Source organism: Alistipes sp. An54 (genome assembly GCF_002159375.1).
Classification (GTDB): Bacteria; Bacteroidota; Bacteroidia; order Bacteroidales; family Rikenellaceae; genus Alistipes; species Alistipes megaguti.
The window spans coordinates 157,313-181,236 of the sequence record NZ_NFIA01000002.1; the positions used below are offsets into that span (position 1 = coordinate 157,313).

The 23,924-nt window shown below is 59.0% G+C and carries 20 protein-coding genes; 18 read left to right on the plus strand and 2 right to left on the minus strand.

Annotated features, from left to right (window positions below):
* Positions 1-19: 19 nt before the first annotated feature.
* Entirely contained in the window at positions 20-1,396 is a 1,377-nt protein-coding gene (gene lpdA, locus B5G09_RS03040) for a dihydrolipoyl dehydrogenase (protein ID WP_087403986.1), read from the plus strand.
* Positions 1,397-1,619: 223 nt separating this feature from the next.
* Here lpdA and truA read toward each other — a convergent pair whose 3' ends face one another.
* Positions 1,620-2,387, minus strand: coding sequence for a tRNA pseudouridine(38-40) synthase TruA (gene truA / locus B5G09_RS03045; protein WP_087403987.1), 768 nt, complete (start codon positions 2,385-2,387; stop codon positions 1,620-1,622).
* 189 nt (positions 2,388-2,576) lie between these two features.
* On the opposite strand from truA, the gene dapB reads away from it, so the two are divergent.
* From dapB to B5G09_RS03085, 7 genes are all read left to right on the plus strand, one after another.
* On the plus strand, positions 2,577-3,335 hold the full coding sequence (dapB, locus tag B5G09_RS03055) for a 4-hydroxy-tetrahydrodipicolinate reductase (protein ID WP_087403989.1): 759 nt from the start codon (positions 2,577-2,579) through the stop codon (positions 3,333-3,335).
* 19 nt (positions 3,336-3,354) lie between these two features.
* Positions 3,355-4,707, plus strand: a complete 1,353-nt coding sequence (gene lepB, locus B5G09_RS03060) for a signal peptidase I (RefSeq protein WP_087309246.1) — start codon at positions 3,355-3,357, stop codon at positions 4,705-4,707.
* A gap of 3 nt (positions 4,708-4,710) precedes the next feature.
* Entirely contained in the window at positions 4,711-5,316 is a 606-nt protein-coding gene (locus tag B5G09_RS03065; RefSeq protein ID WP_087403990.1) for a YigZ family protein, read from the plus strand.
* An 86-nt stretch (positions 5,317-5,402) separates the two neighbouring features.
* The gene (gene uvrA / locus B5G09_RS03070) at positions 5,403-8,192 is read left to right on the plus strand and encodes an excinuclease ABC subunit UvrA (protein WP_087403991.1); all 2,790 of its coding nucleotides are present in this window, start codon (positions 5,403-5,405) and stop codon (positions 8,190-8,192) included.
* A 75-nt stretch (positions 8,193-8,267) separates the two neighbouring features.
* Entirely contained in the window at positions 8,268-9,482 is a 1,215-nt protein-coding gene (locus tag B5G09_RS03075) for a pitrilysin family protein (RefSeq protein WP_087404090.1), read from the plus strand.
* A gap of 2 nt (positions 9,483-9,484) precedes the next feature.
* Positions 9,485-10,132 (plus strand): class I SAM-dependent methyltransferase, encoded by a 648-nt coding sequence (locus B5G09_RS03080; RefSeq protein ID WP_087309242.1) that lies wholly within the window; start codon positions 9,485-9,487, stop codon positions 10,130-10,132.
* Between the two features lie 72 nt (positions 10,133-10,204).
* Positions 10,205-10,534, plus strand: a complete 330-nt coding sequence (locus B5G09_RS03085) for a nucleotide pyrophosphohydrolase (RefSeq protein WP_087309241.1) — start codon at positions 10,205-10,207, stop codon at positions 10,532-10,534.
* A 353-nt stretch (positions 10,535-10,887) separates the two neighbouring features.
* Here B5G09_RS03085 and B5G09_RS03090 read toward each other — a convergent pair whose 3' ends face one another.
* On the minus strand, positions 10,888-12,630 hold the full coding sequence (locus tag B5G09_RS03090) for a phospho-sugar mutase (protein WP_087309240.1): 1,743 nt from the start codon (positions 12,628-12,630) through the stop codon (positions 10,888-10,890).
* A gap of 227 nt (positions 12,631-12,857) precedes the next feature.
* Here B5G09_RS03090 and dnaA point away from each other — a divergent pair, with 227 nt between their 5' ends.
* The 10 genes from dnaA to B5G09_RS03140 all read left to right on the plus strand — a co-directional run bounded on the left by dnaA (position 12,858) and on the right by B5G09_RS03140 (position 23,354).
* Complete coding sequence (gene dnaA / locus B5G09_RS03095) at positions 12,858-14,270, plus strand: chromosomal replication initiator protein DnaA (RefSeq protein ID WP_087403992.1); 1,413 nt, start codon at positions 12,858-12,860, stop codon at positions 14,268-14,270.
* Between the two features lie 862 nt (positions 14,271-15,132).
* The gene (locus B5G09_RS03100; RefSeq protein ID WP_087309238.1) at positions 15,133-16,029 is read left to right on the plus strand and encodes a WYL domain-containing protein; all 897 of its coding nucleotides are present in this window, start codon (positions 15,133-15,135) and stop codon (positions 16,027-16,029) included.
* Between the two features lie 12 nt (positions 16,030-16,041).
* Positions 16,042-16,605, plus strand: a complete 564-nt coding sequence (locus tag B5G09_RS03105) for a carbonic anhydrase (protein ID WP_087403993.1) — start codon at positions 16,042-16,044, stop codon at positions 16,603-16,605.
* Between the two features lie 310 nt (positions 16,606-16,915).
* Complete coding sequence (locus B5G09_RS03110; protein WP_087309236.1) at positions 16,916-17,128, plus strand: hypothetical protein; 213 nt, start codon at positions 16,916-16,918, stop codon at positions 17,126-17,128.
* Between the two features lie 82 nt (positions 17,129-17,210).
* Positions 17,211-17,672, plus strand: coding sequence for a thioredoxin-dependent thiol peroxidase (bcp, locus tag B5G09_RS03115; protein WP_087403994.1), 462 nt, complete (start codon positions 17,211-17,213; stop codon positions 17,670-17,672).
* A gap of 8 nt (positions 17,673-17,680) precedes the next feature.
* Positions 17,681-18,148 (plus strand): hypothetical protein, encoded by a 468-nt coding sequence (locus tag B5G09_RS03120; RefSeq protein WP_087403995.1) that lies wholly within the window; start codon positions 17,681-17,683, stop codon positions 18,146-18,148.
* Between the two features lie 335 nt (positions 18,149-18,483).
* Positions 18,484-19,500, plus strand: coding sequence for a recombinase RecA (gene recA, locus B5G09_RS03125; RefSeq protein ID WP_087309233.1), 1,017 nt, complete (start codon positions 18,484-18,486; stop codon positions 19,498-19,500).
* A 3-nt stretch (positions 19,501-19,503) separates the two neighbouring features.
* Positions 19,504-21,729 carry a RelA/SpoT family protein gene (locus B5G09_RS03130; RefSeq protein ID WP_087309232.1) on the plus strand — a complete coding sequence of 742 codons (2,226 nt, stop codon included), beginning with the start codon at positions 19,504-19,506 and terminating at the stop codon, positions 21,727-21,729.
* A 7-nt stretch (positions 21,730-21,736) separates the two neighbouring features.
* Complete coding sequence (locus B5G09_RS03135) at positions 21,737-22,444, plus strand: hypothetical protein (RefSeq protein ID WP_087403996.1); 708 nt, start codon at positions 21,737-21,739, stop codon at positions 22,442-22,444.
* A 523-nt stretch (positions 22,445-22,967) separates the two neighbouring features.
* Positions 22,968-23,354: an HIT family protein gene (locus B5G09_RS03140; RefSeq protein WP_087309230.1), complete on the plus strand. Its 387-nt coding sequence runs from the start codon at positions 22,968-22,970 to the stop codon at positions 23,352-23,354.
* Positions 23,355-23,924: the final 570 nt, after the last annotated feature.

Genomic DNA, 23,924 nt, shown 5'->3' on the forward strand with positions numbered 1-23,924 from the left:
GAACCTTAAACGAACAAAGATGAAATACGACATTCTGATCGTCGGCAGCGGCCCCGGCGGATATGTGGCCGCCATCCGGGCCGCGCAACTGGGCCGCAAGGTGGCCCTCGTGGAGCGGGCCGATGTGGGCGGCGTCTGCCTCAACTGGGGCTGCATCCCCACCAAGGCGCTGCTGAAAAGCGCCCAGGTCTTCGGCTGCTGCAGCCACGCCGAACAATACGGACTCGAGGTCGACGGCACGGTCCGCCCGAATCTCGAAAAGATCGTCGCCCGCTCACGCACCGTGGCCGAAACCATGTCGCGCGGCGTACAGTTCCTGCTCAAGAAGAACAGCATCGACCTGATTGCGGGCTTCGGCCGCCTCACGGCACCGGGCCGGGTCGACGTCGACGGCACGGAGTATGAGGCCGACCACATCATCCTGGCCACCGGCGCCCGTCCGCGCGAGATGCCCTTCATGCCCGTCGACGGCGAGCGGGTGATCACCTCGCGGCAGGCGCTGGCCATGACCCGGCTGCCCGAGACGATGATCGTCGTCGGTTCGGGAGCCATCGGCAGCGAGCTGGCCTGGTTCTACGCCGCGCTGGGCGTCAAGGTAACGGTCATCGAGTATCTTCCGCGGATGATGCCCCTCGAGGACGAGGAGGTTTCGAAGGCCATGGAGCGCGCCTTCCGCAAGATGCGCGCCGCAGTGCTCGTCGGGACGACCGTCAAGCGGGTGAGCGTCAACGCCGAGGGGCGTTGCGACGTGGAGATCGAGGGCAGGAAGGGTGCCGAGACCCTCTCGGCCGATGTCGTGCTGTCGGCCGTGGGCATTCAGCCGAACATCGAGGGGATCGGCCTCGAGGAGCTGGGGGTCGAGGTCGAGCGCGGCAAAATCAAGGTTGACCCCTTCTACCGGACCAACGTCCCGGGCATCTACGCCATCGGCGACATCGTGCCGGGACCGGCGCTGGCCCATGTGGCCTCGGCCGAAGGCATCTGCTGCGTGGAGGCCATCTGCGGCCTTGCACCCGAACCGGTCGACTACTCGACCATCCCGTCGTGCGTCTTCACGCAGCCCGAGGTGGCGTCGGTCGGCATGACCGAGCAGCAGGCCGTCGAACGCGGTCTGGCAGTCAAGATCGGCCGCTTTCCCTTCACGGCCTCGGGCAAGGCTACGGCCGCGGGGGATCGCGACGGATTCGTGAAGCTGATCTTCGACGAGGAGGATCACCTGCTGGGAGCCCATCTGGTCGGCGCCTCCGTAACGGAGATGCTGGCCGAACCGACCCTGGCCCGCCGTCTGGGCGCCACGGCCCATGAGATCGCCCGTACGATCCACGCCCATCCGACGATGAACGAAGGGGTGATGGAGGCGGCCGAAGCGGCCCTCGGAGCTGCCATTCATCTCTGACGAAGGCCGGCGGGAAACCGCTTGTCCCTATATATAAATACGGGAGCCACCCTTTGTCGGGGTGGCTCCTGTGTATTTGTGGGGGTGGGCGAGGGCTATTGGAATTCGGAGGTTCGGGAACAGCCGTTTGGTGCTGAAATCCGGAGGGGCGGGAGCGGTTATTGGCTTCTGAAACCCGGTAAGGCCCGGCCGCCCTTAAAACCGGTCTCTTGGACCGGCGCCCCTAAAACCGGCTTCTTAAGCCGGTGAAGATCTCGGCAGGGTAGCGCACGTCGCTCAGGAAGAGCCCCTGCGCCGGAGCCCCGGCACTCGACCGCGAAAGGTCGCGGCTGGCAACAATCGCACGAAAATCCTCCGGCGTATAACGCCCCCGGCCCACGTCGACCAGCGTCCCGACGATCGACCGTACCATGTTGCGCAGGAAGCGGTCCGCGCGGATCGTGAAGCACAGCACACCCCGTTCGTCGACCGTCCAGCGGGCCTGTCGCACGTGGCAGATATTGGTCTTGTTGTTCGAATTGAGCTTGGCAAACGAGGTGAAATCCTCGAACTCGAGCAGCAGGGCCGCCGCACGGTTCATCCGCTCGAGGTCCAGCGGCACGTAGTACTGCCACGTCAGGTGGCGCGTGAAGGGGTTTTTGTGCGGTTCGATATAGTAGCGGTACTCGCGCTCGCGGGCGTGGAAGCGGGCGTGGGCATCGTCGACCACGGGCGTAAGGCTCCAGACCGAAATGTCGCCCGGAAGCAGGAAATTCGCCTTGTAGACCACCTGTTCGGGATGGTCGATCGGCCGGCCGAGGTCGAAATGCGCCACATAATAAGAGGCATTGACCCCCGTATCGGTGCGGCCCGCCCCGGTCACCTCAACCGGTTCGCGCAGCAGCGTCGTCAGGGCCCGTTCGAGGGTCTGCTGCACCGACGGCTGGTCGGGTTGCCGCTGCCACCCGCAGTAGGCGGCCCCCAGATAGCGGAGTTCGATGAAATAACGCATGGGAGGTATTTTTCCGACAAAGATAGCGAAAGTCGCGGACCACGACAAACCTCCGGCGGCGTTTTTGACGCAAAGCGCCCTGCCGGAAAAAGATCCCGCCCCGCGGCATACGATAAACACCGCCCGCGACGTTCAGTTTGCAAATTTATTCGTATCTTTGTCGGAACCGAATTTTTCGAACGAGACACTATGAAGGCTGCAATCATCGGATACGGCAAGATGGGCCGCGAAATCGAACGAATCCTCCGCGAACGGGGACACGAGGTCCGGCTGATCGTCGATCAGGCGAACGTCGGTGAACTGGATGCCGCACACCTCGCAGGGGTCGACGTGGCGCTGGAGTTCACCACCCCGGCCACGGCCTACGACAATATCCGCACCTGTCTGGAGTGCGGCGTGGCCGTCGTGAGCGGCACCACGGGCTGGACCGACCGTCTGGCCGAATTGCAGGATCTCTGCCGCGAACGCGGCGGAGCGATGTTCTACGCCTCGAACTACTGCCTGGGCGTGAATCTGATGTTCCGCCTCAACCGCCAGCTGGCCGCTCTTGTGGGGCGTGTCGGAGGCGGGTACAGCGTCCGCATCGAGGAGGTGCACCACACCCAGAAGAAGGATGCCCCGAGCGGTACGGCCATCACGCTGGCCGAGGGGATCATCGAGAACCTCCCGGGCAAATCCGGCTGGGTGAACTACGCCCCCGGCATCGAACACGCAACGAACCGCGTCGAGCACAGCAAAGATACGCCGGCCGACTGCATCGAGATCCGTTCGGTACGCGAGGGTATGGTCCCGGGCATCCACACCGTGACCTACGAGTCGGAGGACGATCGTCTCGAACTGCGCCACGAAATCAAGAACCGCCGCACGCTGGCCCAGGGTGCGGTCGTCGCCGCCGAATTCCTCTGCGGAAAGCGGGGCGTCTACGGCATGGACGACCTGTTGAAATAGTTGAAACAATCGCTACAAGATGCAAAAAATCAAGGCTTTTTTCGGTAACAAGTGGGTCGGATTCACCTTTTCGGCCCTGCTTTATACCCTCTGGTTCGTCGTCTGGACCGGAAACCTCTGGCTGCTCCTCGGACTGCCGATCATCTACGACCTCTACATCTCGAAGCTCTTCTACCGCTACGTCTGGCACCGCAATGCGGAGTTGTGTCAGAAAAACAAGGTCTACAAGACTGTCTACGAGTGGGTCAACGCCATCATCTTCGCCACGGTCGTCGCTTCGCTCGTGCACATCTTCATCTTCCAGATGTATGTGATCCCCACCTCGTCGATGGAGAAGTCACTCCTGGTGGGCGACTACCTCTACGTGAGCAAGGTCTCCTACGGACCCCAGATGCCCAACACGCCGCTGTCGTTCCCGTTCGTCCACCACACGATGCCCTTCTCGCAGACCAAAAAGTCCTTTTCCGAGGCCATCAAATGGCCCTATCACCGCCTGAAGGGTCTCAAGCCCATCCGCCGCAACGACGTGGTGGTCTTCAACTTCCCGGCCGGCGACACCGTGCTGCTCGAAAACCAGTCGGTGACCTACTACGACGTGCTGCGCGGATTCGAGGAGTCGTTCGGCAAGGAGGAGGGACGCAAACGCCTCAACGAAAAGTACACGGTCATCAGCCGCCCGGTGGACAAGCGCGAAAACTACATCAAGCGCTGCGTGGCGCTGCCCGGCGATTCGCTCGTGATCCGCGACGGACAGGTCTATGTCAACGGCACGGCCCAGGAGCCCATACCCGGACTGCAAAGCTCCTACATCGTACAGACCAACGCCCCCTTCACGCAGTATGCACTGGACAACCTCGGCATCACGGAGTACAGCGGAAACGGTGCGGCCTACTACATGTCGCTGACCGACGAGGCCGCCCGCAAGATCGAGGCCTCGAGCAACGTCATCTCCATACGCAAATACATCTACTCGCCCTCGACCGACGTCTTCCCGCAGTGGGACGACGCCCGCTGGAGCCAGGACAACTACGGTCCGATCTGGATCCCGAAGAAGGGCGCCACGGTCGAGCTTACGACCGAAAACCTGCCCTTGTACCGCCGCATCATCGAGGCCTACGAAGGGCATGAGCTCGAAGTGCGCGACAGCGTGATCCGCATCGACGGAGCCCCCGCCTCGCAGTACACCTTCGCCATGGATTACTACTGGATGATGGGCGACAACCGCCACAATTCGGCCGACTCGCGCTTCTGGGGATTCGTCCCCGAGGACCACATCGTCGGCAAGGCCTCGTTCGTCTGGCTGTCGCTCGACGCCAACCGAAAGTTCCCGTCGAACATCCGCTGGGAGCGCCTCTTCCGGAAAGTGCGATAGGCAATGGAGGCCGACGATCTCTACCGCACCGTGGCCCGGGAGGCCGAGGCCGCCTGCCGCGAACGGAGCAGCAAGTTCCTGTCGTGGATCTTCCCCGTCCGCTCGGAGGAGGAGATCCGACACCACCTCGACGCGCTGCGCAAACGCTTCTTCGACGCCACGCACCACTGTTACGCCTGGCGTCTGGGTCCCCGGGGCGAGGCGTTCCGCGCCAACGACGACGGCGAACCCTCGGGGACGGCCGGGAAACCGATCCTCGGGCAGCTGCTGTCGAACGACCTGACGGACTGTCTGATCGTTGTGGTTCGCTACTTCGGCGGCACGAAACTCGGCGTGCCGGGGTTGATTGCCGCCTACCGGGAGTCGGCCGCCGCAGCCATCGAGGCCGCCCGGATCGTCGAACGGACGGTGGACCGCACGGTGACGGTCGATTTTCCCTATGTGGCGATGAACGACATCATGCGCGTGGTCAAGGAGCTGCAGCCCCGCATCGAAGCGCAGGAATTCGACAACCTCTGCACCATGCGGCTCATGATCCGCGAAACTCTGGCCGACCGTCTCGAAGAGCGGCTTCGCAAGGCCGGCGGATCACTCCGCGACCGGGCGTGAAAACGGCGGAGGCCGGAGCATCGCCGGATGAAACAACACACAGAAAACAGATTGCTGAAACGGCCGCTGCATTGGGCCGAACCGATATGGAAAAACACGAAAACTGCATATATATCAAGGGGGCGCGGGTCCACAACCTGCGCAACATCTCGCTCGAGATCCCGCACGAAAAACTGGTCGTCATCACCGGTCTGTCGGGATCCGGAAAATCGACCCTGGCCTTCGACACGATCTTTGCCGAAGGGCAGCGCCGCTACGTGGAGAGCCTCTCGGCCTATGCCCGGCAGTTCCTCGGAAAGATCAACAAGCCGGATGTCGACATCATTGAGGGGATTGCCCCGGCCATCGCCATCGAGCAGAAGGTCAATACGCGCAACCCCCGCTCGACCGTCGGCACGACGACCGAGATCTACGACTATCTGAAACTGTTGTTCGCCCGCGCGGGCCACACCTTCTCGCCCGTCTCGGGGCAGGAGGTGCGCTGCTACTCGACGGACGACGTGGCCGAATACCTTCTGGCCCACGACGGAGAGCGGGTCATCATCGCCGCTCCGCTGGTGCTGACGAAGGGGCAGGGGATCATCGAGAAGCTCACGCTGCTGCTTTCGGACGGCTTCATGCGCGTCTACGTGGAGGGCGAAACGAAACTCATCGAGGAGCTGCTGCCCGAAATCGGCCCCGACACGAAGCCCGAGTCAATCCATCTGATCGTTGACCGGCTGCGTGTGCACAACGACGAGGAGACCCCGACCCGTGTGCGCGACTCCGTGGCAAGGGCCTTCTCCTACGGCGACGGGGTCTGCGAGACGATCACCGACGAGGGGCTGAAGAGCTTTTCGTCGCGATTCGAGGCCGACGGCATCGAGTTCGAACCCCCGACCGAGCACCTCTTCAGCTTCAACAACCCGCTGGGGGCCTGCCCCCGCTGCGAGGGTTACGGCAAGGTGATCGGCATCGACGAGGATCTGGTCATCCCCGACAAGAGCAAAACCATCTACGAGGATGCCATCGCCTGCTGGCGCGGCGAGACGATGCGCCGCTGGAAACAGCAGCTCATCGACAACGCTTCGAAATTCAACTTCCCGATCCATACGCCGTTCCACGAGCTGACCCCCGCCCAAAAGCGGCTGCTGTGGCGCGGAAACCAGTATTTCCACGGCCTGGACGAATTCTTCCAGTACATTGACTCCGAGCGGAGGAAGATTCAGTTCCGCGTGATGAAGGCCCGCTACACGGGCAAGACCGTCTGTCCCGAGTGCGGCGGTTCGCGCCTGCGCAAGGAGGCCCTCTACGTCAAGGTCGGCGGCCGAACGATCGCCGATCTGGTGCGCATGCCCGTCGACGAACTGATCGGCTTCTTCGCCGCGCTGCAGCTCGACGAACACGACACGAAGACCGCCGCGCGCATTCTGGTCGAGCTCCGCAACCGCCTGCAGTACCTCTCGGACGTGGGACTCGGCTATCTGACCCTCGACCGGCTGTCGTCGACCCTCTCGGGCGGCGAGAGCCAGCGCATCAACCTCTCCACGTCGCTCGGCAGCAACCTCACCGGCTCGATGTACATCCTCGACGAACCCTCGATCGGTCTGCACCCCCGCGACACGAACCGCCTGATCGGCGTGCTGAAGCAGCTGCGCGATCTGGGCAACACGGTGATCGTCGTCGAACACGAGGAGGAGGTGATCCGCGCCGCCGACTGGATCGTCGACATCGGCCCCGGGGCCGGTTACAACGGCGGGCAGGTGGTCTTCAACGGCACGCTGTCCGACCTGCTGAAGTGCGACCGCAGCCTGACGGCCGACTACCTCACGGGACGCCGTCAGATCCCCGTCCCGGAGAGCGTCCGCGGCTGGAGCCAGTGGATCACCATCCGCGGCGCCCGCGAAAACAACCTCAAAAACATCGACGTGCGCATCCCGCTCGGCGTGATGACCTGCATCACCGGAGTCAGCGGCTCGGGCAAGTCGTCGCTGGCCAAGGGGATTCTCTACCCGGCGCTGCGGCGCATGCTCTACGACACGGGGCTGAAACCCGGCGACTTCGACGGGCTGGAGGGCGACGTGCGGCTCCTCAAGTCGATCGAGATGGTCGACCAGAACCCCATCGGCAAATCCTCGCGCTCGAATCCCGTCACCTACATCAAGGCCTACGACGAGATCCGCAAGCTGTTCGCCGACCAGCCCTATGCCCAACACAACGGCCTCGGACCGGCGGCATTCTCGTTCAATGTCGCCGGAGGCCGCTGCGAGGAGTGTCAGGGCGAAGGGGTCATCAAGGTCTCGATGCAGTTCATGGCCGACGTCGAGCTGGTCTGCGAGGCCTGCGGCGGAAAGCGTTTCCGCGACGAAATCCTCGAGGTCAAGTACCGCGACAAGTCGATCTACGACGTGCTCGAAATGACCGTCGACGAAGCCATCGCCTTCTTCGGCGAGGATCTGCGCAACGCCACCTGCCGGCGGATCGTCGAGCGGCTGCAGCCGCTGCAGGATGTCGGGCTGGGCTACATCAAGCTCGGGCAGTCGTCGTCGACCCTCTCGGGCGGCGAGAGCCAGCGCGTCAAGCTGGCTTCGTTCCTGACCAAGGATGCCGCGCAGGGCGGCGTCATGTTCATCTTCGACGAACCCACCACCGGCCTGCACTTCCACGACATCTCGAAGCTGCTGGCGGCGTTCAACGCCCTGATCGAACGCGGACACACGATCGTCATCGTCGAACACAACATGGACATCATCAAGTGTGCCGACTGGGTCGTCGACCTGGGGCCCGAGGCTGGCGAGGCGGGCGGGCGCGTCGTCTTCGAGGGGACGCCCCGCGAGCTGATCCACTGCCCCGGAAGCCACACCGGCGAGTTCCTCCGCCGCCACATCGAACACTGACGCCCGGACCGGGAGGAGCAGGGTAGTCCCCACCCCGGCCGCGCGTCGCAATGACACGCATAGCGAACTTTCATGATGGAATTCCATACCTACACGCTGCCCAACGGAATCCGCGGCATCCACCGCCAGGTCCACGGATCGGTGGCCCACTGCGCGCTGGTCATCGGCGCCGGAAGCCGCGACGAACTCCCCTCGGAGTACGGGCTGGCCCACTTCACCGAACACGCCTTCTTCAAGGGAACCGAACGCCGCCGCGCCTGGCAGGTCAACTGCCGCCTCGAAAACCTCGGCGGCGAGCTGAACGCCTTCACCACCAAGGAGGATACGACAATCCACGCCACGACGCTCCGCGGCGACTTCGCCAAGGCCGCCGAACTGATCGCCGACATCGCCTTCCACTCGACCTTCCCCGACCGCGAGATGGAGCGCGAAAAGGAGGTGATCGTCGACGAAATCAACACCTACAAGGATTCGCCCGCCGACCTGATCTACGACACCTTCGAGGATCTGCTGTTCGAGGGTTCGCAGCTCGGTCACAACATCCTGGGCCGCAAGGTCGCCCTGGCCCGCTACGACGGAGAGGCGATCCGCGCCTTCACGCGGCGCATGCATACCACCGACCGCATGGTCTTCTCGTCGATCGGCAACTTCTCGCCCCGGGTGGCCGAGGCCGTCGCGGCACGTTACTTCGGCGGCGAGGCATCGACCCTGTGCCGCGGCGAAAGGGTAGCCCCAGCCCCCTGTACCCCTTTCGAGAAGAGCATCGCACGCCACACCCACCAGACCCACTGCATCATCGGCTGCCGCGCCTACGACATCGCCGACGAGCGACGACTGCCCCTGGCCCTGCTGGTCAACATCCTCGGCGGACCGAGCGCCAACTCGCTGCTCAACATGGTCATCCGCGAACGCCACGGGTTGTCGTACAACATCGAGGCCTCCTACACCCCCTACGGCGACACGGGGATCGTGGCTATCTACTTCAGTTCGGAGCACGCCAATGCCCCGCAGTGCATCGAACTCATCGAGGAGCAGTTGCACAAGCTGCGCACCACGCCCCTCTCGCCCCGTCAGCTCTCGATGGCCAAGAAGCAGTTCATCGCCCAGCTGGCCATCTCGAGCGAAAGCAACGAAAGCTACATGCTCAGCGCCGGCAAAAGCCTGCTCTGCCACGACGAGGTCGACACCATGGAGCAGGTCTACGCCAAGATCCGGGCCCTGACGGCCTCGCAGTTGACCGAGGTGGCCGAGGAGCTCTTCTCAAAGATGTCGCGGCTCATATACAGATAATTATGGAGGCTCTCGAACGATACGTACACGAACATTCGGCTCCCGAGGAGGAGTTGCTGCACGAACTGGACCGTGAAACCAATCTGCGGGCCGTGGCCCCCCGCATGCTGTCGGGCCACATTCAGGGCCGGCTGCTGGAGATGCTCGTGCGGATGATCCGTCCGCGGCGGGTGCTCGAAATCGGCACCTTCACGGGCTATTCGGCCCTCTCGATGGCCGCAGGTCTGGACGACGAAGCCCGGTTGGACACCATCGAGGTCGACGACGAACTCGAAGAGTTCACCCAATCGTGGTTCGACCGCTCGCCCCACGGCCGCAAGATCCGTTTCCACATCGGATCGGCCCTCGACGTGGCTCCCCGGCTGGGCGAGGTCTACGATCTGGTCTTCATCGACGGCGACAAGCGCGAATATCCCGACTACTACCGCATGCTGATGGGCGACAACGGCTCCCCGAAGCTGGTGCACAGCGGTTCGGTCCTCATTGCCGACAACATCCTCTGGTCGGGGAAGGTCGTCGAACCCGTCGCCCACGGCGACCGCCACACGCAGGCCCTCATGGAGTTCAACCGCTTGGTGGTCGAGGATCCCCGCGTGGAGAATGTCATCGTCCCGCTGCGTGACGGGCTGAATCTCATCCGGGTCAACTGACCGCCGGGTCTCATTGGTCTCTCCGGTATTGCCGGAGCTTTCTGAACAAACACAAAAAAGCGATATACGGTTATGGAAATCAAGGAACTGCAGGAACGGGTCGACGCCTGGATCAAACAATACGGCGTTCGCTACTTTTCGGAACTCACGAACATGGCCTGCCTCACGGAGGAGGTGGGGGAGTTGGCCCGCGTCATGGCCCGCACCTACGGCGACCAATCGTTCAAGGCGGGCGAGAAGGCCAATCTGGCCGACGAGATGGCCGACGTGCTGTGGGTGCTGGTCTGTCTGGCCAACCAGACGGGTGTAGACCTTACGGCCGCCGTCGAGGCCAACTTCGCCAAGAAAACCGCACGCGACAGCGAACGTCACCTCCACAACGAAAAACTCCAAAAGCAGTAGGCGAGGGGCGGCAAAGACCCGGGCCGGGGCGTGCTGGTACCAGGGCGTACAGGTGCGAGATGGGTCGAATGCCGCTTGCCCGGATCGAGTCCGGCGGCAGGACCGGCAGCTGGTACCGGGTCGTGCAGGTGCAAGATGAGCCGACTGCCGCTTGTCCGGATTGGGTCCGGCGACACAGGACCGGCAGCAGAGAAAAGAGAGGGGCTTTCCTCACGGAAAGCCCCTCTCTTTTCTCCGCCCCGCGATGTCCGGGGTTTCGGATTGTATTTCACGTTCGGAGGGAGAGCGAAACACGGTGCCAGACCTGCCCCTGTCTGCCCCGGCCTCCCTTGCCTGCCTTGCCCCCTCGCGGATTACTCCAGATGGAGATCCTTCTTGATGCCCTCGATCCTGGCATCCAGCTCGGAAAGCACCTTGTCGTAGTCGGCAACCGATGCCAGCGGAGCCTTCACACCGAAGTAGAACTTGATCTTCGGCTCCGTACCCGACGGGCGTACCGAGACCTTCGTGCCGTCCTCGGTGAACCACTGCAGCACGTTGCTGCGATCCTGCTCGATCGGCGTCTTCACGCCCGTCTTCACGTCGGTCGTCTCCAGCGTCTGGAAATCGTTGATCTTCACCACCGGCGAGCCCAGAATCGTCTTCGGCGGGTTCGAACGGAAGTTCACCATCATCTGCTGGATCTCTTCGGCCCCCTCCTTGCCCTTGCGGACCACCGAGACAAGCCCCTCACGGTAGAAGCCGTACTTCACGTAGAGCTCCTGCAGCCACTCGTAGAGCGTCAGCCCCATCGTATCCATGGCCCAGGCTGCGGCCTCGGCCGCCAGCGAGCAGGCCGATACGGCATCCTTGTCTCGCACGTAGTCGCCGCCCAGGTAGCCGAACGACTCCTCGCCGCCGCCGATGTACTTCGCCTTGCCTTCGTTCTCGCGGATGATCTTGGCGATGTACTTGAAGCCCGTGAGGCAGTCGTAGCACTTCACGCCGAAGTGCTCGGCCACGGCGTTGGCCATCTGCGACGTCACGATCGTCTTGACGACATACTGGTTGCCGTTCAGTTCGCCACGCTCGGCCCAGCGCGTCAGCTGGTAGCTCATCAGCAGAACCAGCGTCTGGTTGCCGTTCAGCAGCACGTACTCGCCCTTCTTGTTGCGCAGCGCCACGCCGATACGGTCCGAATCGGGGTCCGTGGCCAGTACCAGATCAGCCCCTTCCTTGGCAGCCAGTTCGATGGCCATCGACATCGTCTTGCGCTCCTCGGGGTTCGGCGACTCAACGGTCGGGAAGTTGCCGTCGATAACGGCCTGCTCCTTGACCATGATCACGTTCGTGAAGCCGAACTTCTTGAGCGACGCCGGAACCAGCCGCACGCCCGCGCCGTGCATCGGCGAGTAGACGATCTTCATGTCGTGGTACTTCCGGATACTCTCGGGCGAAAGCGACAACTCGTGGATGCGATTCAGGTAGATCTCGTCGAACTTCTCGTCGAGGATATGGATGTTCTCGGGGTTCTTGCCCATGAGGACCATATCGATGTCAGTGATCTTCTCCACCTCGGCGATGATGTTCTTGTCGTGCGGCGGGGTGACCTGCGCACCGTCGGTCCAGTAGGCCTTGTAGCCGTTGTACTCCTTGGGGTTGTGTGAGGCCGTGATGACCACGCCCGAATGGCACTTCAACTCGCGGATGGCGAAACTCAGTTCGGGGGTCGGACGCAGGGCGTCGAAGAGGTAAACATCAAAGCCGTTCGAGGCGAAGATATCGGCCACGCGCTCGGCGAAAAGACGGGAGTTGTTGCGGCTGTCGTGAGCCACGGCCACGCGGATCCGCTCGCCCGCGAAGTTCTTCTTCAGGTAGTTCGAAAGCCCCTGCGTGGCGGTACCCACCGTATAGACGTTCATGCGGTTCGTGCCCACGCCCATGATGCCGCGCAGACCGCCCGTTCCGAATTCCAGGTCCTTGTAGAAGCTCTCGATGAGCTCATTCATATTATTGTCCATCAAATACTTGACCTGCTTCTTCGTCTCGTCGTCGTAGTGTCCGTCAAGCCACGACTGCGCTTTTTTCAGAACCAACTGTTCCAGTTCGTTTGCCATAGTTTTATTGGTTTTATTTATAAATTTGATCTTGGCTGTCCCAAAAATTTTATATGCAAATATAACAAATAAAATTCGATAATTCAATATCAACAAGTTAAATTTCGATCTCCGGAAACCGTTGTTTTTCTATATATAAAAAAAGGAGATTTGCAACCCAATTTCGAGAATCTTTTTACAAAATTATTCACAACTTTGTCGTGTCAAAAATAGTGCAACCCTTGGACATGTTTAACAATTCGCAGACATACAGCGATACGTGGCAACACTGCCTGGACCGAATCAAGGCCCAGACCTCCGAAGAGGAGTTTCGCAAGTGGTTCCAGCCCATCGTGCCACTCGAATTCGACGGCACGACGCTGCGTCTGAGGGTGCCCAACGAGAGCTACGTCCGCCAGATCGAGAAGAACTACATCCCCTTCCTGCGGCCCATCATCTCGCAGCTCTACGGCCAGCAGACCCGGCTCCACTATGCCGTGCCCCGCGCCGCCTCGCAGTCTGTCCCCGTAGCCGCCGATGCCGACACAACGGCCATCGCCCAGTTCAATACGCAGACGAACACCGCAAATATAAAAAATCCGTTCGTCATTCCCGGGCTCAAGAAGATCGTTATCGATCCCCAGCTGAACCCCAACCTGACGTTCGCCACCTTCATCGAGGGCGAGTGCAACCGCCTGGCCCGCTCGGCCGGCATGTCCGTCGCCGTCAACCCCGGAAACAACCCCTTCAATCCCCTATATATATATGGTGATTCGGGGCTCGGGAAAACCCATATCGTCCAGTCCATCGGCCACGAGGTGCGCGAACGTCATCCCGAACTGCAGGTCCTCTACGTCTCGATGAACAAGTTCCAGGCCCAGTTCCAGACCGCCTACAAGAATGGTGAAATCCCCGATTTCATCCACTTCTACCAGATGATCGACGTGCTGATCATCGACGATATCCAGGAACTGACCGGAAAGACCGGTACGCAGAACGCTTTCTTCAACATCTTCAACCACCTGCAGCTGGCCGGCAAGCAGCTGATCCTCACGTCGGACAAGCCGCCCGTCGAGTTGAAGGATATCGAACAGCGTCTGCTGACCCGCTTCAAGTGGGGGTTGTCCGCACAGCTCAACACACCCGATTACGACACCAAACTCAAGATCATCCGCGCCAAGGCCCGGAAGCTCGGCGCCCAGATCTCGGACGAGGTCGTCACCTACCTGGCCGACAACATCTCGGCCAACGTGCGGGAGATTGAAGGAGCCTTGTCGTCGCTGGTGGCAAATGCCTCGTTCCTCGGACGCAAGATCACCACGTCGCTGGCCAAGGAGATCCTGAAGGTCTACGTCAAGATCAACCAGAAGGAGATCACCATCGACCACATCATCGACGTGGTCTGCCAGTACCTCAATCTGGATCACGACCGCTTCAACTCCACCGAGCGTACGCGGGAGATCGCCCAGGCTCGCCAGATCGCCATGTATCTGGCCAAGCAGCACACCAAGGCCCCGCTGACGGCCATCGGATCGGCCATCGGAGGCCGCAACCACGCCACGGTATTGCACTCCTGCAAGGCCGTCACCAACCTCATGGAGACCGACAAGGCCTTCCGCCGTCAGGTCGAGGAGATTGAAAAGCGCGTCCTGGCCCAATAAGTCGGGAGGAGAGGGGGCAAGTGGGCGCCAGAAAGGCTCCGAATGGAGAAAAAAAGAGCAAACCGCAACTTTATTGTTGCGGTTTTTTCGTATCTTTGCATCGATCACCAACATACCGGCCTATGAAACATCGCGTATAAGTTGATACGCACATTTTAGTTGGAAAAGCGTTTTAGCTTTATTCTGCTACCCAAAAGTTTGGCGACTAAAGGATGTTCAGCAGGAATATTGCAAAAATGCTCGCGCTTGATGGCGCGGGCTTTTGGTTATTCTGCTGAATAGGTAACGCCAAACACCTTGGGTAGAGAATATACTGAAAGTACCGCGCTTTTTTATGTGCGTATGACAGATATTTCTCTTTCAAGGTACAACGGAGTAAGCCGAAAAGCCTTTAAGTGAGTAGGAACCTCAATATCCGCAAACAATGAAAAACACACTTCTATTATTTTGCCTCTTTGCATTGGCCATGATAAGTACAATATCAAAAGCAAGTGCTTCCAATGTAGCAATAACGACAACCTATCCTGAGAGTAAAACAATCCAAACAAACGATAATCGGCCCGTAGAAGTATGGTATTATTACTACGATTACAGAACAGGCGAGTCCATATGTCAGGGAAATGGTTTTGTAAGGTCAGAAAATGGCAAATTAATCATATATGTTCCCGGTAAAGGCGACTATTACGTAACCAACTCCAACCTCCAAGGGTATCGATATATGTTCAACATGAAAAGATTTGACGGAACATATGCCAATCTGTACTTTAATTTATAGAAACCATTTTTCTCAATAATGCACTAAAGTCGTGACAGCCCATGTCACGACTTTTTCGTATCTTTGCCCGGTAAAAACGACACCCGCATGGATCAACCCAAGCTCGAACGGCTGCTGCGCCTCATGAAGATGCTCACGGCAAACACCACCTACAACGTCGACCAGCTGGCCGAACGCCTCGCCATGTCGCGCAGGACCGTCTACCGATACATCGACACCTTCCGCGAAGCGGGCTTCGTCATCAAGAAGTCGGGCGACTGCATCCGCCTGGACAAGGAGTCCCCCCATTTCCGCGACATCTCCCAGCTGGTCCACTTCACCGAGGAGGAGGCCGTCATCCTGAAGCGGGCCATCGAGAACATCGACGACACGAACCTGCTGAAGCAGAACCTCAAACGAAAACTCTACTCGGTCTACGACAACCGCTCGCTGGCCGATACGGTCGTGCGCGGCAAGAACGCCCCGAACATCCACCGGCTGATCGAGGCCATCGAGGAGCACCGCCAGGCCGTGCTGCACGGCTACCAGTCGGGTCACGGCGGCGAGGTCCGCGACCGGAGGGTCGAACCCTTCGCCTTTACGACCAACTACGTGCAGGTATGGTGCTACGACCCCGAAAGCCATTCGAACAAACTCTTCAAGACGGCCCGAATCGGCGAGGTCGAACTCGCCGACTCGCCCTGGGAGTACGAAGCGCAGCACGAGGAGGGGTTCATCGACATCTTCCGCATCCACGGCCAGCAGCGCCACCGCGTGCGGCTCGAACTCGGACTGCTGGCCTACAACCTTCTCTGCGAGGAGTATCCGCTGGCCGAACGCGACATCCGGCCATTGGGTCGCGGACGCTGGATGCTCGACACCGAGGTGGCCGGAATGGCCGGCGTGGGGCGTTTCGTCGTGGGGCTGCTCGACGACATCCGCATCGTCGACTCCCCCGAACTGACCGAATACATCAAAACATACATAGCCAGAAATCTGAAATAACACGACAACGACATGATCGACGAAATTCTCGCATACAACCGGCGCTTCGTCGCCGAAAAGGGTTACGAACGATTCATCACGGACAAATATCCCAACAAACGCATCGCCATCGTCACCTGCATGGACACCCGGCTGGTGGAGCTGCTCCCGGCGGCCCTCGGGCTGCGGAACGGCGACGTGAAGATCATCAAGAACGCCGGCGGAACGATCACCAACCCCTTCGACAGCACGGTGCGCAGCCTGCTCGTGGCGATCTATGAACTGGGCGTCAACGAGGTGATGATCATCGGACACACCAACTGCGGCGTGCAGGGCATGGACAGCGCCGAGATGCAGCACCTGATGAAGCAGCGCGGAATCCCCGAGCACCATATCTCGCTGATGAAGCATTGCGGAATCGACCTCGACCAGTGGCTTCACGGCTTCGACGATACCGAAGCCGCCGTGCTGGAGACCGTGGATCTGGTGCGCAACCACCCGCTCGTCCCCGGCGACATCGTCGTCAAGGGCTACATCATGGACTCCACCACGGGCGAACTGCGTCCGATTCAGGAGCCGGAAGCGGCTGAGAAGTAGGGTCCAGACCGGCTGAAACACGCTGCCGGTCAGACTGAAAAGCTCCGGAGTATTCCGCTGGTGCGAAGATCCCACGCCGGAAGCGTCCGGGTCGGGACATAGCGGAGAAACCGCCAGGTTCCGGAGCCTGGCGGAATCCCGTCAGGACTGAAAACCGGCTTTCATGTAGACCGGATCCGGGCGTCTCGACCGATTGCTTGCGCCTTGACCCGGACGGGATGAAAAAAATTCGGTCCTCACCATTGGTGTGTCACAACCTGTCACTCACAGACTGTTCCTTTGCATCGTGAACCAATAAAAACTTACGATTATGGGAACAGCCTACAAAATCAGATGCAAGCACTGCGGTGCCCGGTTTGACCACTACATGCAGCCCGGTTACGGGGTATTGCCGATGTGCGTCGGCTGCGGCGAGTATGTCGAGACCGAAACGGCCATCCGCTGCCCGGCCTGCCACCGCCGGCTCAACGCCTCGCAGGAGGAGTTCGAAGAGCAGATCGAAGTGACCTATCAGTGGGACTGAGCCAATTTTTCGCCCCGAAAAGCACGGAAATAACCAGAATTTTTCCTACCTTTGAACAACTGATTTTTTCTCGGTAAGACCTATGACAACCTTGCAACCCGGGGATATGGCCCCCGATTTCCGATCCACCACGCAGAATGGTGAAACTCTGACGCTTGCCGACCTGCGCGGACAGCGGACAATCCTCTACTTCTATCCCAAGGACAACACCTCGGGGTGTACGCTCGAAGCCAAAAGCCTCCGCGACGGTAAGGAGGAGCTCGCCCGCATGGGGTTCCGGATCGTCGGTGTCAGCCCCGACAGCGAACGCTCGCACCAGAATTTCTGTGCCAGGCACGACCTGAACTTCACGCTGCTGGCCGATACCGACCACTCGGTATGCGAAGCCTTCGGCGTGTGGGCCGAAAAGTCGATGTACGGACGCAAATACATGGGTGTGCTGCGCACGACCTTCGTCATCGACGCCGAAGGCCGCATCGAAAAGGTCTTCACAAAGGTCGATACCAAGAATCACTATCAGCAGATCGTCGACGCCTACAAATAGCCGAAGCTATGCCCGCTGCGCGACATATCGTCCTGACTGCCTTGCTGTTGGCCGCCGCCCCGATATCGGGCGTCGGGCAGGAGTTACGGCCGGGCGAAGGTCCCGCAACGAGGAGCCTCCCCCAGATCGGGATCCCGCATGGAGCCATCTCGTTCGGCGTGGAGCCGCTCGATGAAAATATCGGGTGGCTGCGTCTGGAGGTCGACCCCATCGAGAGGGCCCGGCGGAAAATCCACCTCGCCATGCGCGAAAGGGCGCTGGAGAGCCGGACAGAGCAGGGTAGAAGCACGCCGACCGATCCTGGAATTGACGTGGGTGACTGGCGTTTCAGCATCGGCAACAACGGGAACTGGAGTCCCTATCCCGATCGGGAGCTCGATGCGCGGAACATCCGTTTCCCGCTGCGGATGAAAACCGACAACCGCACGCCGGCCGAGAAGGCGCTCGAACGCATGAGGCAGGAAAAGCGGCAATAGGCAACCGGGCCCCAAGGAGAGGTATCGAGAGAGGGGAGGGGCAATCACGGGAGGGGGGGGGAGAAAGGCAACCGGACACAAAGGAAGGGGAGCCAATCACCGGGGATGGACAGCGGCCGCAGGAAAGGCTACCGGGAATGGACAACCGGACACAAAGGAAGGGGAGCCAATCACCGGAGACGGACAACCGGACGCAGGAAAGGCTACCGGGGAAAGGCAACCGGGCACAAAGGAAAGGGTAGACGGCCTTCGCGAATGGCCCTGCCGCAGAAAAGTCGGCCGGACCGAACAAAAAAAGACAAAGAAAAAGTAACAAAGTAACACCTATACACAAAATGGCAGAAAAAGTACCTGTTAACGCGGACAAACTCAAGGTTTTGGACGCGGTGATGCAAAAAATAGAGAAGGACTTCGGAAAAGGCTCGATCATGCGCATGAACAGCACCGAGGTCAACGACATCCCGGTCATCCCCACGGGCTCGATCACTCTGGACATGGCCCTCGGCGTCGGCGGTTACCCCAAGGGGCGTGTCATCGAAATCTTCGGCCCCGAATCCTCGGGGAAAACCACCCTGGCCATCCACGCCATTGCCGAGGCCCAGAAGGCCGGCGGTATCGCCGCCTTCATCGATGCCGAACACGCCTTCGACAGCTATTACGCCCAGAAACTCGGCGTCGATGTCGACAACCTGCTGATCTCGCAGCCCGACAACGGCGAGCAGGCCCTCGAAATCGCCGATTCGCTGATCCGCTCGAGCGCCATCGACATCATCGTCATCGACTCCGTGGCGGCTCTGACCCCCAAGGCCGAAATCGAAGGCGAAATGGGTGACTCGAAGATGGGTCTGCAGGCCCGACTCATGTCCCAGGCCCTGCGAAAACTCACCGCCAGCATCTCCAAAACCAAGACCGTCTGCATCTTCATCAACCAGCTGCGCGACAAGATCGGCGTCGTTTACGGAAACCCCGAGACCACGACGGGCGGTAACGCCCTGAAATTCTACGCCTCGGTGCGGATCGACATCCGCCGCATGTCGGTCATCAAGGACGGCGAAGAGCAGTTGGGTACCCGTACGAAGGTCAAGGTCGTCAAGAACAAGGTGGCACCCCCGTTCAAACGCGCCGAGTTCGACATCATGTTCGGTGAGGGTATCTCCAAGATCGGCGAGATCATCGACCTGGGCGTCGACTACGGGATCATCAAAAAGGCCGGTTCGTGGTTCTCGTACGGCGATCGCAAGATCGGCCAGGGACGCGATGCCGTCAAGGAATTGCTCAAAAACAACAAGGAGCTCGCCGACGAAATCGAACAGAAGGTCCGCGAAGCTCTGAAAAACCCCAAAAAGGAGTAGCCTATGGGATATACTGCCGAGGATGAGGCCCTGATCAAGGAAAAATGGGACGATCTGCTGCTCTCCTGTACCCGAATCTGCAAAAACGATGAGGACTGGAATCTGATCAAACGTGCGTTTTTCCTCGCCAAAGAGGCTCACGAGGGGGTACGGCGCCGCTCCGGCGAACCGTATCTCCTGCATCCTATTGCAGTAGCCAAGATCGTCATCGAGGAGATCGGTCTGGGTGTCAAATCCGTCGTCGCCGCCCTGTTGCACGACGTGGTCGAGGATACGGAGTACACCGTCGAGGACATGGAGCGCATCTTCGGTCCCAAGATCGCCTCGATGGTCGACGGGCTCACCAAAATGTCCGGCGTCTTCAACGCCGACACCTCCGAGCAGGCCGAGTACTTCCGGAAGGTGCTCCTGACCCTCTCGGACGATGTGCGCGTCATCCTGATCAAGATCGCCGACCGGCTGCACAACATGCGAACCCTCGGCTCGATGCCCCTCAACAAGCAGATCAAAATCACCGGCGAGACCATCTACCTCTTCGCGCCGCTGGCCTATCGCCTCGGCTTGTACTCGATCAAAAGCGAGCTGGAGGATCTCTGCATGAAGTATCGCTTCCCGCAGCAGTATGCCGAGATCACCCGCAAACTTCAGGAGAGCGAGGCCTCCCGCAAGGAGTTCATCGACAAGTTCAACGCCCCGATCATTGCCGCCCTGAACCGCGACAACATCAACTACGAGATCTCGGGCCGCGTCAAGAGCGTCTACTCCATCTGGAGCAAGATGCAGCGCAAGCAGATCTCCTTCGAGGAGATTTACGACCTGTTTGCCATCCGGATCGTCTTCAAGCCCCTGCCGTTCCCCTCGGAAAAGACCCAGTGCTGGCAGATCTACTCGACCATCACCGACATCTACACCCCCAAGCCCGACCGGCTCCGCGACTGGATCTCGATGCCCAAGGCCAACGGATACGAGGCGTTGCACTCGACGGTCATGGGCCCCGACGGCGTCTGGGTCGAGGTGCAGATCCGCACCCAGCGCATGGAGGATATCGCCGAGCGCGGTTTCGCCGCCCACTGGAAATACAAACATGCCACCATCTCGCAGGACGAGGACGAATTCGACAAGTGGCTCAAGCAGATCCGCGCGGCGCTGAACAGCCCGACGGAGAATGCCGTCGACTTCCTGGATAACTTCAAGTTATCGCTGTATACGTCAGAGATTGTAGTATTTACACCGAAAGGGGAGGCTCGGAAAATGCCCTACGGCGCCACGGCCCTCGACTTCGCGTACGATATTCACTCGAAGATCGGCAACAACGCCATCAGCGCCAAGATCAACCACAAGCTCGAGCCCATCACCACGCAGATCAACAGCGGCGATCAGATCGAGATCATCACAGCCGACACGGCCCGTCCGAAACCCGAATGGCTCGATGTGGTCACCACGGCCAAGGCCAAGCAAGCCATCAAGAGCTTCCTCAAGCGCGAGCGCCAGAACAACATCGAGCGCGGCATGCAGATGCTCGACGAAAGGATGAAATCCCTGAACGTCAAGCTCAGCGGACGCGTCCTGCGCAAAATCGTCCCCATTTACGACTGCAGCAACAAAGAGGAGCTCTACAGCAAAATCGGAGCCGGCATCGTGACGCTCGAGAATCTCGACAAGGCCCTCAAGGTCAACGCCAAAAGCAAAATACTCAAGTTCTGGACCCTCTTTATCCCCAAGAAGGAGGAGGACGAGGGGGACGATACGACGCAGACCGACGGCGAGATCACCCCTTCATCGACGTCGGATGCCTCGGCTGAACCGCAGTTCGAAATCGCCGAGTGCTGCAAGCCCATCCCCGGCGACAAGGTCATCGGATACCGCGATCCCGCAACCGGCAAGATCATCGTCCACAAGGCCACGTGCGACGAATTGAACCGGCTGGCCGCCCAGTATGGCAAAAATATCGTCAAGGAGGAGATCAAATGGTCGCAGCACAAGGCCATGTCCTACCTGGTAACCACCGAACTGCGCGGAATCGACCGGCAGGGGCTCCTGCTCGACCTGGCCAAAGTCGTCACAAACGACTTCAACATCAACATCCGCGAGGTCAACATCCACAGCCACGACGGAATTTTCGAAGGCAGCGTCAGCCTTTATGTGAAGGATGCCGAGAGTCTCAATGCCGTCATGGACAAACTGCGCCAGATCAAAGGAATAGAAACCATCAAACGGACCATGAACTGACCCCGTAATGGACACATTAACCATACTCTGGATCGTGATCATCGTCGGAGCGATGGTCAATAGCTACATATCCAAGACCCGCAAGGCCCGCAAAGCCCGCCAGGAGGGCGGAAATCCCCCTCCACAGCACGGTGAGGCCTGGCCTTCGATACCCTGGGACGAAGAGGATAATACGAAGCCGTCCGTCCCGACGGCCAACACCCGTTCTGAAACGCCCGCCCAAACGGCTCCGGTGGCTGAAACGGCTCAATCGGTGAACGGAGGCAGAAGGTGGCCGAATCGGGAGAAAAGCACCCCCTTATCGAGCATTCATCCGACCGTACAGGAAACTTGCAACCCGGGCAACAATCGGCAGAAGGACGGAAAGAGTGGCGATCAACATCCCGTATCCGAGACTTTCACCGATGAATGCCAGAGTCTGGAGGAGATTTTCTCCGAAGAGTACTTTTCCGATCTCGACACGGCTTCCGATCTCGACACGGAAGAAGAGCCCCAAACGGCCTCTTTTACGCCACTCACGGGACTGGGCAGCCAATTAACCGTCCGAAATGAACGGAGAGGCGCTAAACAGGGAAAACAGTCTCAGAACAGCGCTCCTGCTCCGGACAGCCTCGCTGAAATGGTGGAAGAGTTTGATCTGCGCCGTGCGGTCATCTACTCCGAAATTCTGAAACCCAAATTTGATGAGGAGTTCAATCCGGCCAATCAAAGATGAGTCTTCACAAGCGGCACTACGCAATGAAAAATTCAACCGCAGAGAGACGTCCGTTCGCAACGTCGATCAAAGGCAGAAAGGGAATAAAGATACGTCCTGCAGGCGCTGACGCCTGAAGTCTGCGGCATGCAGTCTGCAGCTTAACGGGAGCTGACACATAGCGGGGGCTGTCACAGAGCGGAGGGTACCGCATAGCAGGGTGTGTCGCTTAGCCGGGGGAGATCACATAGCGGAGGGTATCGCATAGCAGGGTGTGACGCTTAGCCGGGGGGGGGGAGGATGGTCACATAGCGGAACTGGCCGCATAGCGAAGGGTGTCGCATAGCGCGTACTGTCGCTTAGCCGAGGGTGCGGTAGGGATATGTCCGGGCTCCGCCTGCAACCACAAAACCCGCCGCTCCTATCAAGGGTGGGACAGGGGCCCCAAAAGCCGATAGAGGCAGGTGAACCGTCGGACGGCAAACGCAGAGAACCGGTCCGCCGACAGGGTGTTTTAGAAAAGAAAACCATTAAATCGAAAAATATGGCAACAATTTTTTCACGCATCATCGCAGGGGAGATCCCCTCGTACAAAGTGGCCGAAGATGACCGCTACTACGCCTTCCTGGATATTAATCCGCTGGCAAAAGGACATACACTCGTTGTCCCGAAGCAGGAGGTCGACTATCTGTTTGATCTCGATGACGAGACTCTTGGCGGCATGATGGTTTTTGCCAAGAAGGTGGCCGCCAAAATCCGTCGCGAATTCCCCTGTAAAAAGGTCGCCGTTGTCGTTTTGGGCCTCGAAGTTCCCCACGCACACATCCATCTGATCCCCATGCAAAGCGAAAATGACGTCGATTTCCACCGCGAAAAGCTCAAACTGACGCCAGAAGAGTTCCACGAAATCGCCGAAAAACTCGCCAAATAAAAGACTGTTAACAAATAGAAAAGACTCTGTAAGAGAGTCGGGTAGCGTGTTGTAAACACTGCCCGACTCTTTTTTATTTAACATAATGTAGCGTAAAACAAGAGTTGTTAACAAAATTGATTTACAAGGATTCGGAATATGAAAAATTTACTTCAAAATTCATCGGAAAGGGTAGTAAATTTACATTTGTAAATCATCAAGAGAGCTCTGCTTTCCAAATGTAATTACATTTATCAATTAACAAGCTGCGGTCAGGTTGTTAATTGTTATTTTTGTAAATAATAGGGGAGCAGGCGAGAAATGGCGGAATAAGACCGCGGAATACCTGGTTAAAATATTAAATTATATGCAGAATAAACGTTAATAGTCAGTTATTTACATGAAATATATAAAGTAAAATATAACAGAGAGGAGGTTAATCACAACTGGGGGCTCCATAAGAGGCGACTCTATGAAAAAACCACTAATAAATTGATTATTATCAACGTATAACAACTATTTACCTAAAGTAAAACAACAAATAAAAGCAGAGCTGATTTTTACCATATTTTCAATTTTACTTTTGTAAAC